We start from the raw sequence: 20,036 nt of genomic DNA on the forward strand, positions 1-20,036 counted from the left end.
CTGAGGGAACTCTTATGCTCGTGTCCTCCCGCCCATCCAGCCTGCGCGCCATCTTCACCGCACTCGTCGTGGTCGTCGCGCTCCTCGGCATCACCGCACCCGCCCAGGCTGCTGGAACAGCCACCTGGACCGGCACCGACAGCGAGCTCTGGTCCGACCCCGACAACTGGGGTGGCGTGGCCCCGACGGCCGGCTCCGACCTGGTGTTCCCGGCCGGAGCGTCGCGGACTGCCACCGTCAACGACCTCGCGCCTGGCACGTCGTTCGGATCCATCACGATCGCCGGAGCGGGCTACGACATCTCCGGCACCTCACTCGCGCTGACGGGTGCCCTGTCGGCGACCTACACCTCAGGCACGTCCGTCGTCGACATCGACACACAGCTGGGTTCCGCCACCGTCACCGTGGCAGCAGGCAGCACGCTCTCCCTGAATGGCACGGTCAGCAGCTCGTCTGGCTGTCACTGGCCGGCGGCGGAGTGCTCGAGATCAACGGCTCACTCACGGGACCCGTCAGCCTCGCCGGCGGCACCCTGGCCGGCACGGGCACGCTGAACGGCAACGGGATCACCGCCTCGGCCAGCTCGACCATCGCGCCTGGGCGCCAGAATGCTCCCGGAATCCTGAGGTACGCCGCGAACGCCGGACTCACACTGCCGGCCAGCTCGACGTTCCGGGTCGACCTCGACGGCCCCACCCTTGGCACCGGCTACGACCAGCTCAAAGCTCACCAGTGGCTCGGCCCTCTTCAACCCCAACGGCGCCAACCTCGACATCGATCTCGGCTACCTGCCAGCAGTCAACACGAGCTTCCAGATCGTCTCCCAGACCTTCGGCTCCCCCATCACCGGCCGCTTCAACGGCATCTCCCAGTTCGGCTCGATCGTCGTCGGCCCAGTCACGTTCTCGGTGGGCTACTTCAACTCCGGCATCATCCTCACCGTGGTCGGCGTCAATGTTCCGACGCGAACGTGGGACGGCGGCGGTGCGACGAGCAGCTGGTCCGAGGCTGCCAACTGGGTCGGCGACGTCGCCCCGTCCCTCGCTGCAGCCCTCGTCTTCCCGGCAGGAACCTCGAAGCCGCCCCGGTCAACGACCTGCCCGGACTCAAGGCCACCTCGCTGACGATCGAGGCACCCGGCTACGCTGAGCGGACACGGAGTCGAGCTCCTCGGAACAGCCCGCGCCACCTACTCGACTGGGACGTCAGCGATCGATCTCGGCCTCACGCTGGCCGCTGCTCGGACGGTGCAGGTCGATGCAGGCGGCACCGTGGCGATCACCTCACCGATCTCAGGAGCCGGAGGCTTGACCAAGACCTCGCCGGGCAACCTGCGCCTGACCCATGCGTCGAGCTCCTACACGGGGGCCACGACTGTCAGCGCCGGTCAGCTGACCGTCGACGGATTGATCGCGTCCAGCAGCTCTGTCCAGGTCGCCTCCGGTGCCACGCTGGCCGGAAGCGGGGTAGTTCCGGCCGTCTCGGTCGCCGGCAACCTCACCCCACGTGGTCTCGCAACGGGCAACCTCAGCTTGACCTCTACCTCGGCCATGTCAGTCGACCTGGCCGCCGACACCAACGACCGGGTCGACGTGGCCGGAACGGTCCAGCTCTCTGGCCCGGTTCTCGAACCCTCGCTGGCTCACGTTCCCTCTGTCGGCGACAGCTTCACGATCGTGGACAACGACGGCTCAGACGCCGTCTCCGGCACATTCGCCGACCTGCCAGAAGGTGCCTACCTCATCGTCGACGGCGCCAGGCTCCAGATCAGCTACGTGGGAGGCAGCGGCAACGACATCGTCCTGACGGCGGCCCTCGCACCGACCACCACGACAGTGTCGTCATCGGTGCCGTCTGCGGTCACCGGCGAGCCGATCACCTTCACTGCCACGACCACCTCGGAAGGAACAGCTGTACCCGGCGGCACGACGCGATTCCTGGTCGACGGGGACCAAGCCCAGGCTCCGACATCGGTCGACGCGGCTGGCAAGGCCACGTTCACGACCGACTCCCTCCCGATCGGCGAGACGACTGTCACTGCCGAGTACGTCGGCCCCACGGGCTTCGCCGACAGCGATGAAAGCCGCATCCAGTCAGTCGGCGCGGCCGGAACGACCACGACGCTGACTGTCCCGGCGGGACCGCTCGTGACAGGCCAGCCCGTCTCGCTGTCTGCGACGGTGTCGCCCACGTCGCCCGGCGGCGGCAGTCCGGCCGGTGACGTGACGTTCTACGACGGCGACGCTCAGCTGGGAACCGGATCCGTCAACAGCTCCGGCCTCGCGACCTATGTCGCCGACAGTCTCAGCGTGGGGCCGCAGCTTCACCGCCAGTGACGAAGGCAGCTCCGCCCGACACAGCGAGCACGTCGGCGGCCGTCGAACGCGCCGTCGTCAAGCGGCCCACGAACGTCGAGGTCACGTCGTCCTCGCCGACGAAGTTCGGTGAGTCCGTCACGTTCACGGCGAGCGTCACCTCTGGCGGCACGACCGTTACCGGTGGCACCATCCGTTTCCTGGCCGGAGCAGAACAGGTACAGGCCACAACCGCCGTGGACGCGAATGGTCAGGTGACCTTCACGACCTCTGCCCTGCCAGTCGGCGACACGACGGTCACGGCGGAGTACAGCGGAACCGCTGTGTACGCGGACGCCTCCGGCAACCGGGTGCACTCTGTCGACACGACGGAGACGACGACCACCGTCAAGATCAGCGCAGCCGCCCTGACTGCAACGGTCCGTGCTGTCGCTCCCGGTGGCGGCACACCGAACGGGACGGTCACGTTCTCGGTCGGTGACAAGCCCGTCGGGGAAGCAGCCCTCGTCGATGGCGTGGCGACGCTCGCGGCGTCCTTGGCCACCGGCAAGCCCATCGACGTCCACGCGGCCTACTCAGGATCGTCGAACCACCTCACATCGGCTGCCGTGACCCGGCGCACCGATCCCGCGATCACCGCCCGCGTCCAGTCATCACGTGCCAAGTCGGCGCGCGGGTGGTACCGCACACCGGTCGTGGTCACCTTCAGCTGCGCCGCAGGCTCTGCCCCGTTGACTCAGCCCTGCCCGAAGCCGGTCAAGGTCACCCGTTCGGCTCGGGCCATCCCGGTGGTCGGCACCGCCACCGCGACTGACGGCGGCGCAGCCAAGGTCAAGGTCACGGTCAACATCGACCGCAAGGCACCCTCGCTGCGCGTCAAGCGGACCGGCAACCGGCTGCGCTGCCAGGCCAAGGACACTCTCTCGGGAATCGCCTCGTGCAAGATCACGAAGAAGAACCGGGCCGAGGGCGTCGTCACCTGGGTTGCGAAGGCGAAGGATCGCGCCGGCAACGTGACGACGAAGCGAGGCAAGTTCACGAAGCGCTGACCTCGGGCCGCGGGTGCTGGGGCACGAAGATCGTCTCCCAGTCCCGCGCCATGCTCACCACTGTCCATCCGAGTCGCGCGCCCACGTCGGTGATCGGTTCGGGCTCCGCGAACGTCTCAGCCGTGCTCACGTAGGAGAACTCGCGTTCGGCGTCATCGTGGTCGATCAGCAGGGCGAGGCTCGGCCCCTCGCCGGCTGTGGCCCACTCGAGCATCTCGCGGTCTCCGCCCGAGTTGCCAGCAGCCGCGATGGGCCGTCGTCCCAGCTGGGTCTGGATGTTGCCCACCTTGGCGGTCCCCTCGTTCGCGGCCCCGATCACGCGAGCCGTGCGCCGGGAGCTGGGGCGACCCGCCCGCTCGGCGCTCGAAGTCGTAGTCGATCAACGTCCCGACGACCAGCTCAGGCGGGACGCCGTACTGGTCGTGGCTCACCGCTCGGACGAACTCCGTGCCACCACCCGTGACGATGGCGACGGTGGCGCCCCGGCGCCGGAGCTCGGCGATCAGCTCGAGCATCGGCTGGTAGAGATTCGACCGGTGCGGTCGGTGCAACGTCGCATGCTGGGCGCGCGCGAGGAAGTCACGGACGATGGCCGTGAAGCTTCTCCGGCGACTGTCCGGCGAAGAGCGCCGTGAGTGCCATCGCGACGCGTTCGAGACCGATCTCGTCGACGGCGGCTCGATCGCCGCTGAGCAGGGCCGCGTACTCCGGTGTCTCCCCCACAGCAGGGTCGCGTGCCACCCGCGTTGCCAAGGCATCGACAAGAAGTCGAACTGCACGTAGGTCGGCCGTTCGCACCACAAAGTTCCGTCGTTGTCGAAGCAGACGAGGCGTTCATGGACAGGCACCTCTCCGATCTCGTCGAGAAAGGTGACGACGGCATCTCTGACCGTGCCAGCACGCCACGACGGGAGAAGACTGATCGCGCAGACTCCCTTCCGACGCACACGAAGCCAAGGTGGCTCATACCGGTGTCGATCATCGGGGACGGCGGGTTGCGTACGTCTACTCCGCCTCCGTCGGTCGTCCGACCGGTCCGATGACGAGGCTAGGCGCGGTGCGGATGGCTCCGCCTCGCCCGTGCCGGGTGAGGCCTGCAGTCGAGCGGGAAGATGCGGCTCTCAGCCTCGGTATGGGTCTGCAGTGCCCTGGTCGATGCCCTTGCGGATCTTCTTCTCCACCAGCGCGGCGATGCGGTTGGCGAGGTACGGGGGCTTCTGGTCGGTCCACCACTCGGCGTCGAACCAACCGCGTTCGTCCCAGTAGCTCGCGTCGACAGGCCCATCCTCTCGTCCGCCATCGACCAGGATCTTCGCAACCCGGAAACCGATCAGGTCGGCGGTCGTCGGCTTCGGCTCGCCGGCAGTCGGAGCCGCAAGTGCCGTGAGCGCGATCTCGTCGAGGGCTTCGTCCACCTTGGCCCGGTACTTCGGACGCGCCAGTCCGGGCCCGTTGGCCCCGATCTGCGCGACCGTGTGGAAGCCCCAGCGTCGCACCGCGCTGCGCACGTAGTCCAGCGCCGCATCGTGTCCACCTCCGGCCGCGGTGGAGACGAGCACAGCCGGACGGCCGACATATGCCGGCCGGTGGATCAGGTACGCGAAGTGGTCGATGAACCGCTTCATGCTGGCCGAGACCTGGAACGAGTGCACGGGTGTCGCGAAAATGACCAGGTCCGCTCCATCCATCACGCGGCGAGCTGCAGCGGCGCGATCGTAGTTGGGGCAGGCCTGCTCCCCGCCGTCATGCACCGTAGGCACGCCGGGCAGTCCGAGCCCAGGTCGAGATCAGTCGTCAGGACGGTGTCCACGCTGATGGCGGTGCCTGCAGGAGCACGAGAGCGCATCCTGTCGAGCAGATTCGTCACCAGGACACCCGTCGTACCTTCAAGACCGTGCCCGCTGCCGAGCACGACCCCTACTTGCATCACCATGGTGGCGATCATATATTCCTGAGCGGTCACGAGCCTTGTGGACAACTTTGTCTGGTTGATTCTGGGTGTCTGTGGTGGTTCGTAGAGTGATGGAAACACTGCGATACGAGGGGTTTCCATGCTTGGTACGAGGGTCGACGACCGGGAGACGATCGATCAGATCGTCCTACGTCGTCAAGCCCTCGCCTCGGTCGAAGCAGCCGAAGCCGCCGACCTGCTCGACTACGTCGACCGCGCCCGCACCACCGGCGAAGAGCACGGCGGCCAAGCCCAGGGACGACGGCGCGCCGATGCCGCGGTCCACGAGCTGTCCCTGGCGCTGAGGCTTCCTGTCCCGACCGTCGAACGCCAGGTCGCCCGCGCCCGCCGACTCCGCAGCCAGCTCCCGGCGGTGTGGCAGGCCTGGCACGACGGACACCTGGCCACCACCACCGTTGAGGCCATCGACCGGGCAGCCCGCCGCCTCACCCGGCCAGAATCCTTCGGACTGCTCGATGACGTCGCCGTCGACCGGGTGGGCACCCTAACCCCCGGGCAGGCTGTCCGATGGCTCGACCGGTGGGTCGACCGCACCGAACCCGATGCCGCGGCCGAACGCCACAAGGCTGCCTTCGCTGACCGCAGCGTGACCCTGCGGCTGGCCGGGGACTCGATGACCCGCCTCACCGCCGTCCTGTCTGCCGCTGACGCCGCAGCGATCATGCGATCACTCACCGGGACTGCCCACCAGCTCCCCTGCCGATGATCCGCGGACCATCGACCAGACCCGAGCCGATCTGCTGGCCGACACCCTCCTGAACCGCACCGAAGGTGGTCTGGGTCTACCAGGCCGTCATCGGAGTCACCGTGCCGTTGTCGTCCCTCATGGGATTCAGCAACGCACCCGGTGAGCTCACCGACCGGTCCGCGACCATCCCCGCCCACATCATCCGAGCCGCGATGGCCGACCCACAGTCCTTGCTCTACCGCCTCGTCACCGACGACATCGGCAACCTCATGACCATCACCTGGCTCGGCCGCTTCGCCCCCACCAGGCTCAAGCAAGTCCTCGAATTCAGAGACGGAACCTCAGTGTTCCCGACCAGCTCGGTGCCGGCACGGATGTGCGACACCGACCACACCGACCCCTGGCCCGCCGACACCAACGCAGCCAACACCGGCCCCCTCAACAGACGCGCCCACAACCTCAAAACAGAAGGGCTCATCCAAGCTTACGACAACCCCAGCCCGGAACGTTCCAATGGACCACACACACCGGGCACACCTACACACAAACCCCAGACCCCGTCCCCACCGCAGGATGGGACGACCCTGCCGGGTGCGCATAGGCTGGACTCCCATGTCCCAGCTGCCATCAGACGCCGATGCCGTCCTCGCACAGCATGCGCGTCGCGAGGCCGAGCTCGAAGAGCTGCTCGCCGCTGCGCAAGACCTGACCCGGATCCGCGACGTCGAGCATGCGTTGCGCACCGTCACCGATCGCACCAAACGCCTGCTCGACTGCGACGTCGCCTACCTCTCGGCTCGCGTCGACGGCGAGGAGCACTTCGCGGTCCGTGCGTGGTCGGGCCAGCTCTCGCCCGGCTTTCTCGGCACCCAGGTCAGCGTCGGCAGCGGGGTCGGGGGCGCGGTCGCCGCGACACATCAGGCCGTCCAGGTAGAGGACTACACCTCCGCCACCGAGATCGCCCACAACGACTACCTCGACACGCACGTCGGCGGCCAAGGCATCCGCACGCTCCTGGGAGTGCCGCTCGAGATCGACGGCCGACTTCTGGGCATCCTGTTCGCGGGACGTCGTGCCAAGCAACGCTTCGACGACCGAGAGATCACGCTGGTCTCGTCGTTAGCAGCCCACGCGGCGGTGGCGCTCGTCAACGCCCAGCTCTTCGAGATGCAAGAACAGACGATGCGCGGCTGGAGCAGTCGACTCGCTGCTTTCGCGCCCACAACTCAGCCGTCGAGACCTCGGTCGAGGTGCACGAACAGCTGACCCAGCTCGTCTTCGCGCGGCGAAGGTGTCGCTCCGATCGTCGCCGTCGTAGCCGCTGCCCTCAAGGTGCCGATGGTGTTCGTCGACGAGCACGGGGTCGTCGTGGCATCCGAAGGAGACCCCGCCCCCGCCCCTCCGTTCAGCCGTTCCGTCAAGGGTGCGCTCGACGAGAGCCGCCACAGTGGCCGGTCGACCGTGACCACCGGGCCGGACGGACGACGGTGGTACGTCGACACCGCTGCTGCGGGCAGCACCACCCTCGGATCACTACTCCTCTCGACGAACCGGGAGCTCGGCGACGTCGAGGTGCGCACGTTCGAGCGTGCCACGCAGACCATCTCGGTCTCCCGGCTCGCTGACGCCAACATGGCCGAAGCCGACACCCGGGCGTCCGGCGAGACCATTCGACGCCTGTTCGATCCCAGCCGGACGAGTCCCGGAAGAGCTCGACCGCATCGCCCGTAGACACCAGCTGGGTTCTGGCCCGCTCACCGTGGCGGTCGCGGCGCTCCCCCGGAGCGCACCGCTGCAGTGGTGGGGGCAGCCTCGGCCAGGTGCCGCGCCGAAGGCGGTCTTTCCGCGCTGTACGACGACTACCTGGTCGTGGTGCTTCCAGGTTCACCGCAGGACGTCACCGAAGATCTCCACCGCCGACTCGCACTGGCTGCTGGAACGCCGACGACCGTAGCGGCAGCCGGGCCGGCCACCTCACCGCTCGACCTGCGACACGTCTATCGCGAGGCGACGCAATGCCTGAAGCTGATGCACCAGCTGGGCCGCGAACAGACCTGGGGCACGACCGCCGAGTTCGCGATCTACTCGATGCTCTTCACGGCCGACTCCGCCGAGGCACTCCACCACTTCGTGAGCTCCACGATCGGTGCACTGCTCGACTACGACGAGCGCCACTCGACCGAGCTCGTCGCCACTGCTGCGGCCTACCTCGAGTCGATGGGCAGCCCGACCGCAGCGGCGGCGAGGCTCGACATCCACGCCAACACCGTCGCGCAGCGGATCTCCCGCATCGATCGGCTGCTCGGTGCCAGATGGCGAGTGTCCCACGACAGCTCGACGTCCAGACGGCATTGCGGCTCGAGCTGCTGAGGCTCGCACAAGATGACTCGCGACAGGTCTGATCTGTCTCTCTTCACACCGCGACAGGTGTGTGTCACAAGCAGATTCTTGGACCTCAGATAGTGCCCTCATGACATATGCGGGATCACATGGAAGGACTACCGTCTGCTGAGTTGTCTGGGCCATCGTGGCTCGTTGCCCCTCGGAAGGAACTCTCCCCATGACCAACAGCCGTCTGTCCGGCTTCCGGAACCTCACCGTCGAGCAGCGCCGCGCCAAGCTGGCCGCCGAGAGACAAGCATCGAGCCCGGCATCCTCGACGTGCTCAGCCCGGCTCAGGGACTGACCCTGGATCAGGCGAACCACATGGTGGAGAACAGCATCGGCGTGCTGGGGATCCCCGTCGGCATCGCCACCAACTTCTCGATCAAACGGACGCGACGTCTTGGTGCCCATGGCTACCGAGGAGCCGTCCGTCGTCGCAGCAGCCAGCAACCTCGCTCGGATGACACGCGAGCACGGTGGGTTCACGACCTCGTCGACGCTCCCCTCATGCAAGCCCAGGTGCAGGTGCTCGACGTGCTCGATCCTGAAGGCGCGCGACTGCGCCTGCTCGAGTCGGCCGCCGAGCTGATCCGACCTCGCCAACGCGCAGGACCCCAAGCTGGTCGAGTTCGGCGGCGGAGTCCGCGACCTCCTCGTCCGGGTGCTGCCCAAGCTCACGCCAGACCTATGTCGTCCTGCACCTCGTGGTGGACGTGCGCGACGCCATGGGCGCCAATGCCGTGAACACCATGGCCGAGGCGATCGCCCCGCGGGTCGCCGAGATCACGGGCGGCCGCACACTCCTGCGCATCCTGACCAACAAGGCTGACCTGCGCCTGACGCGGGTTCGCGCGGTGTTCGACGCCGAGGCGCTCGGCGGTGCGGAGGTCGTCGACAACATGCTGGACGCAGCCGAGTTCGCCGTGGTCGACCCCTACCGGGCCGCGACCCACAACAAGGGCATCATGAACGGCATCACCGCCGTCGTGCTGGCCACGGGCAATGACACCCGCGCCGTCGAGGCCGGGGCCCACTCGCACGCGATCGGCTCCACCGGCCAGTACACCTCGATGTCCCGCTTCGAGAAGGATCGCGACGGCAATCTCGTCGGCACGATGGAGCTGCCCATGCCGGTCGGGCTCGTGGGCGGCGCCACCAAGGTGCATCCCGTCGCCCAGGCCGCCGTCTCCCTCCTCGGGGTCTCGACTGCCGCCGAGCTCGCCGACGTGATCATGGCGGTGGGCCTGGCCCAGAACGCCGGCGCCCTGCGTGCCCTGGCTTCCGAGGGCATCCAGCGTGGCCACATGTCGCTGCACGCGCGCAACGTCGCCGTGACGGCCGGCGCCCGCCTCGACGAGGTCGATGCCGTGGTCGCCAAGATGATCGCCGACAAGGCAGTCCGCGCGGAGGCGGCCGAGGCGATCATCGCTGCGCTGCGGACCGGGGCCCAGGCGTGACCGGCTCATTCCCTGCGCTGCATCCAGACACCGGGCTGCCGACCTCCGTCACGGTCTACGAGGTTGGCCCGCGCGACGGTCTGCAGGCCGAGGCGGCATTCGTGCCGACCGACCTCAAGATCTCGTTCATCCGCGATCTGCTCGCCGCCGGACTGTCACCCGTCGAGGCCAGCGAGCTTCGTGTCGCCGAAGTGGGTCCCCCCGCTGGCCGATGCCGCTGAGGTCATGGACGGTCTGGACGACCTGACACGACACCCGGTCCTGGTGCCCAACCTGCGCGGCCTCGAGCGGGCCGTTGCGGCGGGAGCACGCACGGTCGCCGTGTTCGTCAGCGCGACCGAGACCTTCGCGCAGCGCAACCTCAACACCAGCCGCTCCGGGGCCATCGACCTGGCCGCCGATGTGATCGCCGGTGCTGCCGAGCACGGTATCGGGGTGCGCGGGTACGTGTCGATGTGCTTCGGCGACCCGTGGGAAGGCCAGGTCGATGTCGCTGCCGTCGCGGACGTCTCGAAGGCACTGATCGACGCCGGCTGCTACGAAGTGAGCCTCGGAGACACGATCGGCGTGGGAACTCCCGGGTCATGTGTCGGCCCTCATCGACGGGCACCGCCAGATCGGCATCGACACCGACCGCCTGGCCCTGCACTTCCACGACACCTATGGACAGGCGCTCGCGAACGTCCTGTCCGGCCTGCGTGCCGGAGTCGCGACGTTCGACGCCTCCGCCGGAGGCGTCGGAGGATGCCCCTTCGCGGGCAGCGCCACCGGAAATCTCGCCACCGAAGACCTGCTCTGGATGCTGAAGGGACTGGGCATCGAGACCGGCGTCGATCTCGATGCCGTCGTGCGCGCCGGCCGCATCGTGACCGACCATCTCGGTCGCCGCCCCTCCCGCATCGCGCAGGCGCTCAGCACCCCCCGCTCAGACGGCCCCACCGGCACGTCGACCAAGGAAGGAACCTCATGAAGTCCTCACTTCTCGAAGTGTGGGGAGACACCGTCGACAGTCGTCATCTCTGCGGCGCCATCGGCCTCGGCCTCACGATCGCCGGATCTCTGTACCTGGCAGCCGACCAGATCATGCCGTCGCTCGTCGACGACCGCACCCTCGCGCACTCCTACGCGCTGCTCATCGGACTGATCGGCTGCCTGGTGGCTGCCGTCATCGCGGCAAAGCTGTTCCGCCGAAGCGCGAGGTCGTGCTGGGCACCGGAACCGACTCGGCAGGCCGACGTATCGCGATGGACGCGATCGAGGACGAGGCCGGTCCCTGGGAGATCCGCGTGAGCTTCCGGCAGCAGTACAGGCCGAGCTGAAGGCCCTGGCGGTCTTCGACGACCTGCTCGGACAGCACGAACGCAACGAAGCACGCCAGGCCACAGACGGCCAGACCGACCCGACCACACCGACCACACCGACCACACCGACCACACCGACCACACCGAAGGAGGCTTCCGCATGAGCCCGAGCTTGCTCGAAGCCATCGCCTGGGGCGTCGGGATGGGCCTGCTGGGAGCCGTCGTGTTCTCGCTCATCGGCCTGGTCTCCGGCACCGACGAGACAGCGACCATCGCACCCATCACGCTCCTGGTGATCCTGGTGGGCGTTCCCCCGACGGGGGTGTTCACGTTCTTCATGGCGGCGATCATCTCCAAGCACATCACCCACGCGATCCCGACGACCCTGCTCGGCATCCCCGGTGACACCACGGCCGTGCCGATGCTCCGCGACGCGCAGATGCTCAGAGAGCTGGGCGTCCCGCACATCGCGCTGCGCAAGGCAATCTCCGGCGGCGTCATCTCAGCCTTCATCGCCGTGCCTGCAGCCGTGCTGTTCGCCCAGCTTGCTGAGCCCGTTCGCCGACAACATCAGCGACGCCGCACCATGGTTGTTCGCGGCGGCAGCGCTGCTCATCGCGGCAACGTCGAAGGCCCGGATGGCGGCCGTGGCAGCGCTGATCCCGTTCGTCTTCCTCATCGTGGGACTGCAGGCGTTCGTCGGCAATGTCTCCGACAAGCCCCTGTCGATCAGCTTCTTCCCTGGGCATCGCGACCGGACCGCTCATCATCGATCTGGTGCTGAGCCTCTCGCCCGCGGCGCGCGATCTACTGCGCAGGTCTGAGCAGCGGACGTTCGAGCTGGCACCTGATGTCCGCACCTGGTCGGGACGTTTCCCGAACCCCTTCCGCGTTCTCGACCGGGAACAGATCGCCATGACCGGAGCAGCCGCGACTGTCACGAGCGCGACCTTCGTGTTCTCGCCGGTCGCGATGGCCGTCCTGATGGGTCGGCTCGTCGGCACCCGCGTCAAGAACGGATACCACCGGCTGACCACGAAGATGGCCGTCCGCAACGGTGTCACCGAGTCGACGTACATCGCCGAGACGCTGATTCCGCTGATCGCACTGGGACTGCCTCTGTCGCCACTGGCCGCCAGCGTGGCCGCGCCGCTGTTCAACGCGCCTCCCAAGTACACCTTCGACGCGGAGACCGGGCAGACCAACAACCTGCACGACCTCCTGTCGTCGACGGAGTTCTTGCTCTACGGACTGCTCGGCGTCGTGATCGCCGTCGCCATCGCCTACCCGTTCGCGATGACACAGGCTCACCGCGCGGCGGGGTGGGTGCTCCGGCACGTCTCCCACGAGGCGATCATCGGCGCCTTCGCGGGACTCATCCTCGTGATCTGCCTCTACGAAGGTGGCCTGCTGGCCCTTGGGGTGGCACTCACGGTCGGGCTGGTCGGCGGCCTGCTGAACAAGGTGCTGAACGTGAACTCGGGCATCCAGTTCATGGCCTACTACGTCGCAGTCCTGACGGTCCCGCAGATCATCTCGCTCACGAGCTGACTCACGGCAACACGCAAAGGGCCGGAACCCTGAGGTTCCGGCCCTTTGTCTACCTCACTTGTAGTGGATGGTGCGGTAGATGGTGGTGGTGCGGGTGCCGTTCTTGGTGTAGGTCGAGACCCTGACCCGGCGGGTGCCGGGCTTGATCTCGGGTCGAAGCTCACCGAACGTGACACCGTGCCGGTAGCACCGACCACACCAGCAGCACGCTGCTGACCACCCAACCAGATCACGTACCGCCGTCCCCGAGTCAGACCAGTAGCGGTCACCGTCAGCTTCTTGCCACTAGCAACCTGACGCACCACCACCAGCCGCTTGACCGACGAACCCACCCGCCTGGCCGGCGACGTCGCCGTCGCGGACACTGCACCAGCACGGGCGGTGACCCGGACACTGACCTGGTGGCCGGCCTGGGCCTTGCGGAGCGTGAACGTACGCCCCGTCGCGCCCTTGATCTTCTTGCCATCGGCCAACCACTGATACGTCCGCACCGCCGTCGACGGCACCACCGTGCCAGCCTGCGCAGTGACCGTGGACCGCTCGACCATCTTGCCCACCACCCGCGGCTTGAGCCCAGTGACCCTGACCGGCGCCGCAGCCACCACCGTGACACTGCTGGCCTGGTTGACCGCATCGACGTACCCGGCACGCACCGCAGTGACCACACACGTGGCCCTCTTGCCCAGATCAGCCGCAGTCAGCTTGTAGCCCGCACCCGCACCCAACACGATGCTGTCACGGGTCCACCCGAACGACACCGCACCCGGCGTACCCGCCGCAGGCACACACGTCAACGTACGACCCACCTGCGCCGTCCCACTGATCGACGGGACACCAATGGCGAAGGTGCCGTAGTCGACCGTGGCCGAGTGACCCCAGCGGTCGCATCGGTGTACCCCTCACGCGCGGCGGTCACCGTGCACGTCACCTCGTTGGTGCGGTCATCAGCGCTCAACACATGACTGGCACCAGCACCCAACGGTGTGACACCACGCGTCCACGCGTACGAGATCGTGCCCGGTGTCCCGGTCGCCGCCTCACACGTCAACGTCTTCCCGACAGCAGCATCACCACTGATCGACGGGGTATCAATGCTGAACGTCCCATAACCGACGACCGCTGAGTCCTTGGCCGCGGACGCGTCGTCGTACCCGGCCCGTGCTGCGGTCACCACACACGTGACCTGCTCACCGCGATCAGCAGCCACCAACACATAGCTGGCACCCGTTTCCACCGGCGTGACACCACGCTTCCACGCATACGACAGCGTGCCCGGGGTGTCATCGGCCGCTTCACAGGTCAGCGTCTGCCCCACGACAGCGGTGCCACTGATCGACGGCTCGTCGATCGTGAATGTGCCAGCCGCGACCGTCGCCGAATCCTTGCTCGCCGACGCATCGGTGTAACCAGCGCGCTGCGATGTCACCGTGCACGTCACCTGACCGGCCCGGTCAGCCGCCACCAGTTCGTAGCTGTCACCCGTGTCCAACGGTGTGGTCCCACGAGTCCAGGCGTAGCTGACATCACCGGGAGTGCCATCCGCAGCCACACACGTCAGCGTCTTCCCGACAGCAGCCGTACCGCTGAGCGACGGCGCATCAATGCTGAACGTGCCGTACCCGACCGTGGCCGAGTCCTTGGACGCTGACGCGTCCTCATAACCGGCCCGCTGCGATGTCACCGTGCACGTCACCTGCTCGGTCCGGTCCGCCGCCACCAACACGTACGCGGCATCGGACCCCAACGGTGTGGTCCCACGAGTCCACGCATAGCTGACATCACCGGCAGTACCAGCGGCCGCTTCACAGGTCAGTGTCTTCCCGACCGCAGCCGTACCACTGATCGACGGCGCATCAATCGTGAACGACCCATACCCGACCGTCGCTGAATCCTTGCTGGCCGACGCATCCGCGTAGCCGGTCCGTGCTGCCGTGACCGTGCAGGTCACCTGCTCCGTCCGATCGGCCGCGACCAACACGTACGAGTCACCCGAACCCACCGGTGTGACACCACGAGTCCACGCGTAGCTGAGTGTGCCCGGCGTTCCGCTAGCAGCCTCACACGTCAACGTCTGGCCGACCTTCGCCGTCCCACTGACCGACGGAGCAGCAATGCTGAACGTGCCCGACCCAATGGTCGTCGAATCCTTGCTGGCCGACGCATCGATGTAACCGGGACGCGACGCGGTCACCGTGCACGTCACCTGCTCACCCAGATCAGCCACCACCAGCTCATACGTGTCACCCGAACCCAACGACACAGCACCACGCGTCCACGCATACGACAACGTGCCCGGAGTTCCACCAGCAGCCTCACACGTCAACGACTCGCCGACCTTCGCCGTCCCACTGATCGACGGGGTGCCGATCGTGAACGTGCCGTAGTCCACCGTCGCCGAATCCTTGCTGTTGCTCGCATCGTCATACCCAGGTCGCGTCGACGTCACCGTGCACGTCACCTCATGGGTTCGATCCGCAGGCAGCAACACATACGAGGCGCCCGAACCCAACGCAGTCCCACCACGAGTCCACGCATACGACAGCGTCCCCGGCGTCCCGCCCGCAGCAGCACACGTCAACGTCTGACCGACCTTTGCCGTCCCACTGATCGACGGAGCACCAATCGTGAACGTCCCCTTGACCGTCGCCGAGGTGGCCGGCGAGTACTCCGTCCGCGACTGGAACCCAGCCTTCGAGACCGTCACCTTGGCCCGGAACACCCGACCCACCTCAGAAGCGCCAGGCGTGTACGTCGGACCTGTCGTCAGGTCGGACCAGTTCCCCGACGAAGACTCGTACTGCCACACAGCCGTCACCGATGCATCACCAGGGCTCGGCGACAGCGAGGTCCCCGGCATCACCGTCAGCAGCACACCCACCTTCGGCGTACCAACGATCGTCGGCGACAACCCGGTCACCACGTCATCGATCGTGATCGTCACAGCCAACGTCGCCGCACTGCCAATGCCGTTGTCAGCGCGCAGAGTCACCGGGAACGTGCCGGCCACGCTCGGTGTGCCCGACAACTTGCCCGTCGACGAGTTCACGCTCACACCCGTCGGCAACGTGCCCACCACCGTCACCGTCGGCGCGGGCTGACCAGTCAACGACTCCGGCGTGTAGCTGAAGGCCTGCCCCTTCACACCATGTGCACCAGCCTCACCCGTGATGGTCGGCGCCGACGTCGCCGCAGCGATCGGACCCACACACGTGCCCGCACCAGTGCGACCACTGAGTGTCTGCGACAGCTGGACGTACTTGCCCGTGCTGTTGCTCGGCAGTTCGTAGGTCGTGCCCGTGGACGTCGTCGGCGAGGTGCATGACGACGAAGCCGACAGACCCCACGTGCTCGTGCCGGACGCATCCGACGCAGTCAGCGTCTGACCCGCCTGAACCGTCCCAGTGAACCCCTGCACCGTCGCCACTGTCTGACCCGTGGTCGTCGAGGTGCTCGGCGCATAGCCCGCCTTGGTGCCTGTCACCGTCAACGTCAGGCTCTTGCCCGCATCAGCCAGCTTCGGCGTGTACGACGACGTCGTGCCCACCGTGTCCGAACCGACCTTCCAGGCATACGCAATCGACGCATCAGACGGTGCGTACGTCCCCGCCGAACCAGTCAAAGGCTCCCCCACCTTGACCGTGCCGCTGACCGACGCATCCACCGCATTGGTGAAGGGGTTGCTGCTCGGCAACGCTGCGATGACCTGGGGGTACACACTCGTCACCGCCTGCGTGGACGTCAGGGCGCCAGCCGCAGAGTAGCGGTACAGCGAGGCATTTCCTGCTCCGTCTGAACGCGCCAGGACGACCTGGCCGTTGGGGGTCGCAGTGATACCTCCGTCGGCGGAGTACCCACCTTGACCGACCGTCGGAGTCGAGGCCCAGAGCGCGGCCGCCGAATAGGAGCCATCGCCCTGCAAGGTGAACTTGCTGATCTCTCCGTGATTGGCCTGGCTGACACCCACACCGCCCGCGACGTAGACGTTACCGACGCCGTCGACGTTCATGTCGTAACCGAAAGTCCCGGTTCCGCCCACCAGCGACGGCGTCGCACCAACAGTCGGGTTCATCTTCCAGACCTGCTTGGGGCTGGTCAGCGTCGTGAAGTAGTAGAAGTTCCCGGACGCATCAGTGCCGGTGCGAGCAGCGGACTCACCATTGGTCAACGTGAACAGCGTGGTGGTGGTACCGGTGTCCGGATCCACCCGGATGAAGCGGGTGTTGGGGCTGCGGTAGGCCGAGACGACAAGGTCGCCGTCCGGCAGGATCGCGATGTCACCGCTGGTCGGCGCGAGCTGACCTGCGGCGGGAAAGTCGAGAGTCGCGACCACGCTCTCGGCACCGTCCGGGGCGATCTTCACCACGCGGGTCGGCACGACGCTGGCGTCCTGCAGGTACAGCGTGCCATCTGGCGCTAGCGCTCCGCCGCGAAGAACCCAGCCGTTGTTGGCCAGGGTCAGGGTCGTGACGGCACCCTCTCCCGTGACCAGGCGCGGGTTCTGGGGAGCCAGCAATGCCCGTCGAGCTGTGCACCGTGACGACGGAGTCCCCGTCCACGGTGAAAGCCGGCGCCGCCGACGCCGATGACACCGGACCGGCGATCGAGACCGCCGTCAATCCGGATGCGATGACGACGCCCGAGAGGAGGGCACGCGTCAGCTGGGCAGGAGATTTCACCGGGTACCACCTGAGGTCGAGGGACGAGCCGGATTAGTTTAAATCGTTTTCTCGACACCCTGTGCCAAAATGCCGAACTTTCCTCACGCCCAACCCGAGCACCCCTCGGCGGCCGACCGATTGGATGGCCAGGCATAGCTGCCCCACGCTCGGGTACACCCTGCACATCAGCATTCCCACAGATGAAAGCAGTGAGCTCACATGAAGATCGCCATCCTGACCTCCAACACCGGCGTCGAGAAAGTCGAGCTGGAGTCACCCGCCGATGCCGCACGCACTCGAGGGTGGGACGTCGAGCACCTGGCTCTCGACGCTGGTGACGTCCAGACGGTCAATCACGACATCGAGAAGGATGTCGTGCACCAGGCCGCCAAGGCAGTCGCCGATACCTCTGTCGACGACTACGACGGGCTCATCATCCCTGGCGGCACCATCAACGCCGACACCTTGCGCGCTGACCACGGTGCTGTCGCATTCATCACCCGCTTCGTCGAGGCCAAGAAGCCGGTCGCGTCGATCTGTCACGGGCCGTGGGGCCTGGTCGAGGCGGGCGTGCTGCCTGGCAAGACGCTCACGTCCTACCCGTCGCTCCGCACTGATGTCACGAACGCCGGCGGCACCTGGGTAGACCAGGAGGTCGTGCACTGCCCCGCGAACGGTTGGAACCTCGTCACGTCACGCAATCCCGGCGACCTCGACGCCTTCAACGCCAAGATCGCAGAGGTCTTCGACTCGTGAGCAGGTCAGCCCCGAGCAGGCGTCGATGAAATGCGAGTGATGGACGCGTTCAACCACCTCGTGTGGGTACGCACACCCCACGTCTTCGTTCATTCGCGCGGATGAGTGTGGACGAGATCCCAGGTGTCCAGCCAAGCGGCACCTGGGATCGTTGACGTCGCGGGGCGTGGATGTAAGTGGCATTTACCCATGGACAGTCCGCACGGTCCGGCCTAGGTTGAAAATCAAGTGCATGACACGGCGGAGACAACGTCACCGTCCCTGAACGGAAAACCATCACCTTGGCTCCGCGCATGCCGGTGGGAGTGCCGGCCGGGCCAACATCTCACGGATTCCGCGTCTGCCACGATCCAGTGCCCGGACGGCGCCGGACACCATGCGGCGCGCCCGAGAGCCGGGGGGCCCTCATGTCCAAGCCGACTCATCGCGCCCGAACGGGCCGAGGCGTCATCATCTGCGTCGCAGCAACCACGATCCTGTCGTTGGCCGGGTCGGCCCTGCCGGCGCAGGCCGCGGACGACGACGGGGGCGGTCAGCGAGACCGCTTCGGCGGTCCACGATTCACCGCACCGCAGGTACAGCCCAAGCCCGACGCACCATCGGCCGTCCCACGGTGGGACGACTCAGCCGAGGTCGAGCAGCAGGTCGAGGCGCTCCTGGAGCAGATGACGACGGAGGAGAAGGCCGATCTGGCCACCGGTCAGATCAACAACAACTACGGGTTCTACAACAACCCCATCGACCGACTCGGCATCCCGGCCCAGACCATGGCCGACGGGCCAGTCGGCGTGCGCGTGGCAAATCCGACCATCGACCGCCGCTCGACACAGCTGCCGTCGGCGTCGGCCCTCGCGGCGTCATTCGACCTGGACCACGCGCGGACGTTCGGTGACCTCCTTGGCAGGGAGGCGTTCAAGACTGGGCACAACTTCCAGCTGGCGCCGTCGGCAGACATCACCCGCACCCCGTTGTGGGGACGTTCCTTCGAAGGCTTCGGCGAGGACCCGTTGCTGGTCGGCACCATGGCGGGCGAAGTCATCCAGGGCATCCAGAAGAGCCCTGTCATCGCGACGATCAAGCATCCCTTCCTCTACAACCAAGAGACCGATCGCTTCAACGTCGACGCCCGGGTCGACGAACGCGCCCTGCAGGAGATCTACGCACGTCCGTTCGGCATCGGGATCGAGAAGGGCCGCCCTGGCTCGGCGATGTGCGCGTTCAACAAGATCAACGGCGTGTATGCCTGTGAGAGTCCGCTGATGAACACGGTGCTGAAGGACCAGCTGGGGTTGCGCGGCTTCGTCATGAGCGACTACAACGCGACACCGAGCACCGTGCAGGCGGCCAACAACGGACTCGATCAGGAGCAGCCGGGCGACCAGGGTCCGGGCAGCGCGAACTTCGGTGAGCGCCTCGTGGCCGCCGTCGCGGCTGGCCAGGTCAGCATGGAGCGACTCGACGACATGGCCCGCAGGATCTTGCGTCCCATGATCGGCCTCGGCCTGTTCGACGGCTGCCGCAGATCAGTCCGATCGACGTCGAGCGCGACAGCTCATCGCACGCCAGGTCGCCGCGGACGGCATGGTCCTGCTGAAGAACAGGGGTGACGTCCTTCCGCTCGGACGCCGCAACCGGTCGATCGCCGTGATCGGTCCCGATGCCGACAACACCTCGGCGCAGGGCGGCGGCTCAGCGACGGTCTCGACGCCGACCAGGTCGGTGTCGCCGCTCGACGGCATCACCGATCGGGCCGGGTCGGCCGAGGTGACCTACTCCCCCGGTACTGACGGAATCTCCGAGGGCGACCTACTGCCGGGTGCCGCACCAGTCCCGTCCTCGGTGCTGACACCCGTCGACGGGAACGGCCAGGGACTCTCGGGCGAGTGACTGGAGCAACACCGACT

The 20,036-nt window shown here is 67.0% G+C and carries 24 protein-coding genes and 2 pseudogenes; 21 read left to right on the forward strand and 5 right to left on the reverse strand.

Annotated features, from left to right (window positions below; genetic code table 11):
• The first annotated feature begins 14 nt into the window (after nucleotides 1-14).
• The 4 genes from ACHMWU_RS19820 (at nucleotide 15) to ACHMWU_RS19835 (ending at nucleotide 3,364) form a co-directional block, all read left to right on the forward strand.
• Nucleotides 15-554, forward strand: coding sequence for a hypothetical protein (locus ACHMWU_RS19820; RefSeq protein ID WP_396046173.1), 540 nt, complete (start codon nucleotides 15-17; stop codon nucleotides 552-554).
• Nucleotides 555-698: 144 nt separating this feature from the next.
• On the forward strand, nucleotides 699-1,124 hold the full coding sequence (locus tag ACHMWU_RS19825; RefSeq protein WP_396046175.1) for a hypothetical protein: 426 nt from the start codon (nucleotides 699-701) through the stop codon (nucleotides 1,122-1,124).
• Nucleotides 1,125-1,247: 123 nt separating this feature from the next.
• Nucleotides 1,248-2,336: an Ig-like domain-containing protein gene (locus ACHMWU_RS19830; protein ID WP_396046177.1), complete on the forward strand. Its 1,089-nt coding sequence runs from the start codon at nucleotides 1,248-1,250 to the stop codon at nucleotides 2,334-2,336.
• Entirely contained in the window at nucleotides 2,333-3,364 is a 1,032-nt protein-coding gene (locus ACHMWU_RS19835; RefSeq protein WP_396046179.1) for an Ig-like domain-containing protein, read from the forward strand. The genes ACHMWU_RS19830 and ACHMWU_RS19835 overlap by 4 nt, the downstream gene beginning before the upstream one ends.
• On the opposite strand, the gene ACHMWU_RS19840 is transcribed toward ACHMWU_RS19835, so the two are convergent.
• The 3 genes and pseudogenes from ACHMWU_RS19840 to ACHMWU_RS19850 all read right to left on the reverse strand — a co-directional run bounded on the left by ACHMWU_RS19840 (nucleotide 3,351) and on the right by ACHMWU_RS19850 (nucleotide 5,124).
• Complete coding sequence (locus tag ACHMWU_RS19840) at nucleotides 3,351-3,650, reverse strand: hypothetical protein (protein WP_396047034.1); 300 nt, start codon at nucleotides 3,648-3,650, stop codon at nucleotides 3,351-3,353. The genes ACHMWU_RS19835 and ACHMWU_RS19840 overlap by 14 nt on opposite strands.
• A 142-nt stretch (nucleotides 3,651-3,792) precedes the next feature.
• Nucleotides 3,793-4,311, reverse strand: a pseudogene (locus ACHMWU_RS19845) (haloacid dehalogenase-like hydrolase); the annotation flags it as partial.
• Between the two features lie 174 nt (nucleotides 4,312-4,485).
• On the reverse strand, nucleotides 4,486-5,124 hold the full coding sequence (locus ACHMWU_RS19850) for a flavodoxin family protein (protein WP_396046181.1): 639 nt from the start codon (nucleotides 5,122-5,124) through the stop codon (nucleotides 4,486-4,488).
• Between the two features lie 291 nt (nucleotides 5,125-5,415).
• Here ACHMWU_RS19850 and ACHMWU_RS19855 point away from each other — a divergent pair, with 291 nt between their 5' ends.
• The 13 genes and pseudogenes from ACHMWU_RS19855 to ACHMWU_RS19915 all read left to right on the forward strand — a co-directional run bounded on the left by ACHMWU_RS19855 (nucleotide 5,416) and on the right by ACHMWU_RS19915 (nucleotide 12,718).
• On the forward strand, nucleotides 5,416-6,042 hold the full coding sequence (locus ACHMWU_RS19855; protein ID WP_396046183.1) for a DUF222 domain-containing protein: 627 nt from the start codon (nucleotides 5,416-5,418) through the stop codon (nucleotides 6,040-6,042).
• 594 nt (nucleotides 6,043-6,636) lie between these two features.
• A complete protein-coding gene (locus tag ACHMWU_RS19860; protein WP_396046185.1) occupies nucleotides 6,637-7,290 on the forward strand; it encodes a GAF domain-containing protein in 654 nt (217 codons plus the stop codon).
• Between the two features lie 72 nt (nucleotides 7,291-7,362).
• Nucleotides 7,363-7,755 (forward strand): hypothetical protein, encoded by a 393-nt coding sequence (locus ACHMWU_RS19865; protein ID WP_396046187.1) that lies wholly within the window; start codon nucleotides 7,363-7,365, stop codon nucleotides 7,753-7,755.
• 69 nt (nucleotides 7,756-7,824) lie between these two features.
• On the forward strand, nucleotides 7,825-8,394 hold the full coding sequence (locus tag ACHMWU_RS19870; protein WP_396046189.1) for a PucR family transcriptional regulator: 570 nt from the start codon (nucleotides 7,825-7,827) through the stop codon (nucleotides 8,392-8,394).
• A 190-nt stretch (nucleotides 8,395-8,584) separates the two neighbouring features.
• Nucleotides 8,585-8,710, forward strand: coding sequence for a hypothetical protein (locus ACHMWU_RS19875; RefSeq protein ID WP_396046191.1), 126 nt, complete (start codon nucleotides 8,585-8,587; stop codon nucleotides 8,708-8,710).
• Between the two features lie 108 nt (nucleotides 8,711-8,818).
• On the forward strand, nucleotides 8,819-8,998 hold the full coding sequence (locus tag ACHMWU_RS19880) for a hypothetical protein (RefSeq protein WP_396046193.1): 180 nt from the start codon (nucleotides 8,819-8,821) through the stop codon (nucleotides 8,996-8,998).
• A gap of 115 nt (nucleotides 8,999-9,113) precedes the next feature.
• Nucleotides 9,114-9,866, forward strand: a complete 753-nt coding sequence (locus ACHMWU_RS19885; protein ID WP_396046195.1) for a hydroxymethylglutaryl-CoA reductase, degradative — start codon at nucleotides 9,114-9,116, stop codon at nucleotides 9,864-9,866.
• Entirely contained in the window at nucleotides 9,863-10,087 is a 225-nt protein-coding gene (locus tag ACHMWU_RS19890; RefSeq protein ID WP_396046197.1) for a hypothetical protein, read from the forward strand. The genes ACHMWU_RS19885 and ACHMWU_RS19890 overlap by 4 nt, the downstream gene beginning before the upstream one ends.
• A 4-nt stretch (nucleotides 10,088-10,091) precedes the next feature.
• Nucleotides 10,092-10,391: pseudogene (locus ACHMWU_RS19895) on the forward strand (hydroxymethylglutaryl-CoA lyase); the annotation flags it as partial.
• A 61-nt stretch (nucleotides 10,392-10,452) separates the two neighbouring features.
• A complete protein-coding gene (locus ACHMWU_RS19900; RefSeq protein WP_396046199.1) occupies nucleotides 10,453-10,836 on the forward strand; it encodes a hypothetical protein in 384 nt (127 codons plus the stop codon).
• Nucleotides 10,833-11,156, forward strand: coding sequence for a hypothetical protein (locus ACHMWU_RS19905; RefSeq protein ID WP_396047036.1), 324 nt, complete (start codon nucleotides 10,833-10,835; stop codon nucleotides 11,154-11,156). The genes ACHMWU_RS19900 and ACHMWU_RS19905 overlap by 4 nt, the downstream gene beginning before the upstream one ends.
• A 171-nt stretch (nucleotides 11,157-11,327) precedes the next feature.
• Nucleotides 11,328-11,951, forward strand: a complete 624-nt coding sequence (locus ACHMWU_RS19910; RefSeq protein ID WP_396046201.1) for a tripartite tricarboxylate transporter permease — start codon at nucleotides 11,328-11,330, stop codon at nucleotides 11,949-11,951.
• Nucleotides 11,945-12,718, forward strand: a complete 774-nt coding sequence (locus ACHMWU_RS19915; protein ID WP_396046203.1) for a hypothetical protein — start codon at nucleotides 11,945-11,947, stop codon at nucleotides 12,716-12,718. The genes ACHMWU_RS19910 and ACHMWU_RS19915 overlap by 7 nt, the downstream gene beginning before the upstream one ends.
• On the opposite strand, the gene ACHMWU_RS19920 is transcribed toward ACHMWU_RS19915, so the two are convergent.
• Both ACHMWU_RS19920 and ACHMWU_RS19925 read right to left on the reverse strand, forming a co-directional pair.
• Nucleotides 12,670-13,512 (reverse strand): hypothetical protein, encoded by an 843-nt coding sequence (locus tag ACHMWU_RS19920; protein ID WP_396046205.1) that lies wholly within the window; start codon nucleotides 13,510-13,512, stop codon nucleotides 12,670-12,672. The two genes, ACHMWU_RS19915 and ACHMWU_RS19920, sit on opposite strands and share 49 nt — an antisense overlap.
• Nucleotides 13,509-17,231 carry a hypothetical protein gene (locus ACHMWU_RS19925; protein WP_396046207.1) on the reverse strand — a complete coding sequence of 1,241 codons (3,723 nt, stop codon included), beginning with the start codon at nucleotides 17,229-17,231 and terminating at the stop codon, nucleotides 13,509-13,511. The genes ACHMWU_RS19920 and ACHMWU_RS19925 overlap by 4 nt, the downstream gene beginning before the upstream one ends.
• Nucleotides 17,232-17,251: 20 nt before the next feature.
• On the opposite strand from ACHMWU_RS19925, the gene ACHMWU_RS19930 reads away from it, so the two are divergent.
• The 4 genes from ACHMWU_RS19930 to ACHMWU_RS19945 all read left to right on the forward strand — a co-directional run bounded on the left by ACHMWU_RS19930 (nucleotide 17,252) and on the right by ACHMWU_RS19945 (nucleotide 20,019).
• On the forward strand, nucleotides 17,252-17,431 hold the full coding sequence (locus ACHMWU_RS19930) for a hypothetical protein (protein ID WP_396046209.1): 180 nt from the start codon (nucleotides 17,252-17,254) through the stop codon (nucleotides 17,429-17,431).
• 164 nt (nucleotides 17,432-17,595) lie between these two features.
• A complete protein-coding gene (locus ACHMWU_RS19935) occupies nucleotides 17,596-18,132 on the forward strand; it encodes a type 1 glutamine amidotransferase domain-containing protein (protein ID WP_396046211.1) in 537 nt (178 codons plus the stop codon).
• 407 nt (nucleotides 18,133-18,539) lie between these two features.
• The gene (locus ACHMWU_RS19940) at nucleotides 18,540-19,739 is read left to right on the forward strand and encodes a glycoside hydrolase family 3 protein (protein WP_396046213.1); all 1,200 of its coding nucleotides are present in this window, start codon (nucleotides 18,540-18,542) and stop codon (nucleotides 19,737-19,739) included.
• Complete coding sequence (locus ACHMWU_RS19945; RefSeq protein WP_396046215.1) at nucleotides 19,714-20,019, forward strand: glycoside hydrolase family 3 protein; 306 nt, start codon at nucleotides 19,714-19,716, stop codon at nucleotides 20,017-20,019. Before ACHMWU_RS19940 ends, ACHMWU_RS19945 begins: the two co-directional genes overlap by 26 nt.
• The last annotated feature ends 17 nt before the right edge of the window (nucleotides 20,020-20,036 follow it).

Origin of the sequence: Aeromicrobium sp. UC242_57 (assembly GCF_044452305.1) — a bacterium.
Taxonomy (GTDB): Bacteria; Actinomycetota; Actinomycetes; order Propionibacteriales; family Nocardioidaceae; genus Aeromicrobium.

Coding starts and splice junctions, on each gene's coding strand:
- ACHMWU_RS19875 (WP_396046191.1), top strand. CDS start 8,585: ATGACCAACAGCCGTCTGTCCGGCTTCCGGAACCTCACCGTCGAGCAG.
- ACHMWU_RS19910 (WP_396046201.1), top strand. CDS start 11,328: ATGAGCCCGAGCTTGCTCGAAGCCATCGCCTGGGGCGTCGGGATGGGC.
- ACHMWU_RS19880 (WP_396046193.1), top strand. CDS start 8,819: ATGGCTACCGAGGAGCCGTCCGTCGTCGCAGCAGCCAGCAACCTCGCT.
- ACHMWU_RS19945 (WP_396046215.1), top strand. CDS start 19,714: ATGGTCCTGCTGAAGAACAGGGGTGACGTCCTTCCGCTCGGACGCCGC.
- ACHMWU_RS19940 (WP_396046213.1), top strand. CDS start 18,540: ATGTCCAAGCCGACTCATCGCGCCCGAACGGGCCGAGGCGTCATCATC.
- ACHMWU_RS19905 (WP_396047036.1), top strand. CDS start 10,833: ATGAAGTCCTCACTTCTCGAAGTGTGGGGAGACACCGTCGACAGTCGT.
- ACHMWU_RS19865 (WP_396046187.1), top strand. CDS start 7,363: ATGGTGTTCGTCGACGAGCACGGGGTCGTCGTGGCATCCGAAGGAGAC.
- ACHMWU_RS19935 (WP_396046211.1), top strand. CDS start 17,596: ATGAAGATCGCCATCCTGACCTCCAACACCGGCGTCGAGAAAGTCGAG.
- ACHMWU_RS19820 (WP_396046173.1), top strand. CDS start 15: ATGCTCGTGTCCTCCCGCCCATCCAGCCTGCGCGCCATCTTCACCGCA.
- ACHMWU_RS19860 (WP_396046185.1), top strand. CDS start 6,637: ATGTCCCAGCTGCCATCAGACGCCGATGCCGTCCTCGCACAGCATGCG.
- ACHMWU_RS19855 (WP_396046183.1), top strand. CDS start 5,416: ATGCTTGGTACGAGGGTCGACGACCGGGAGACGATCGATCAGATCGTC.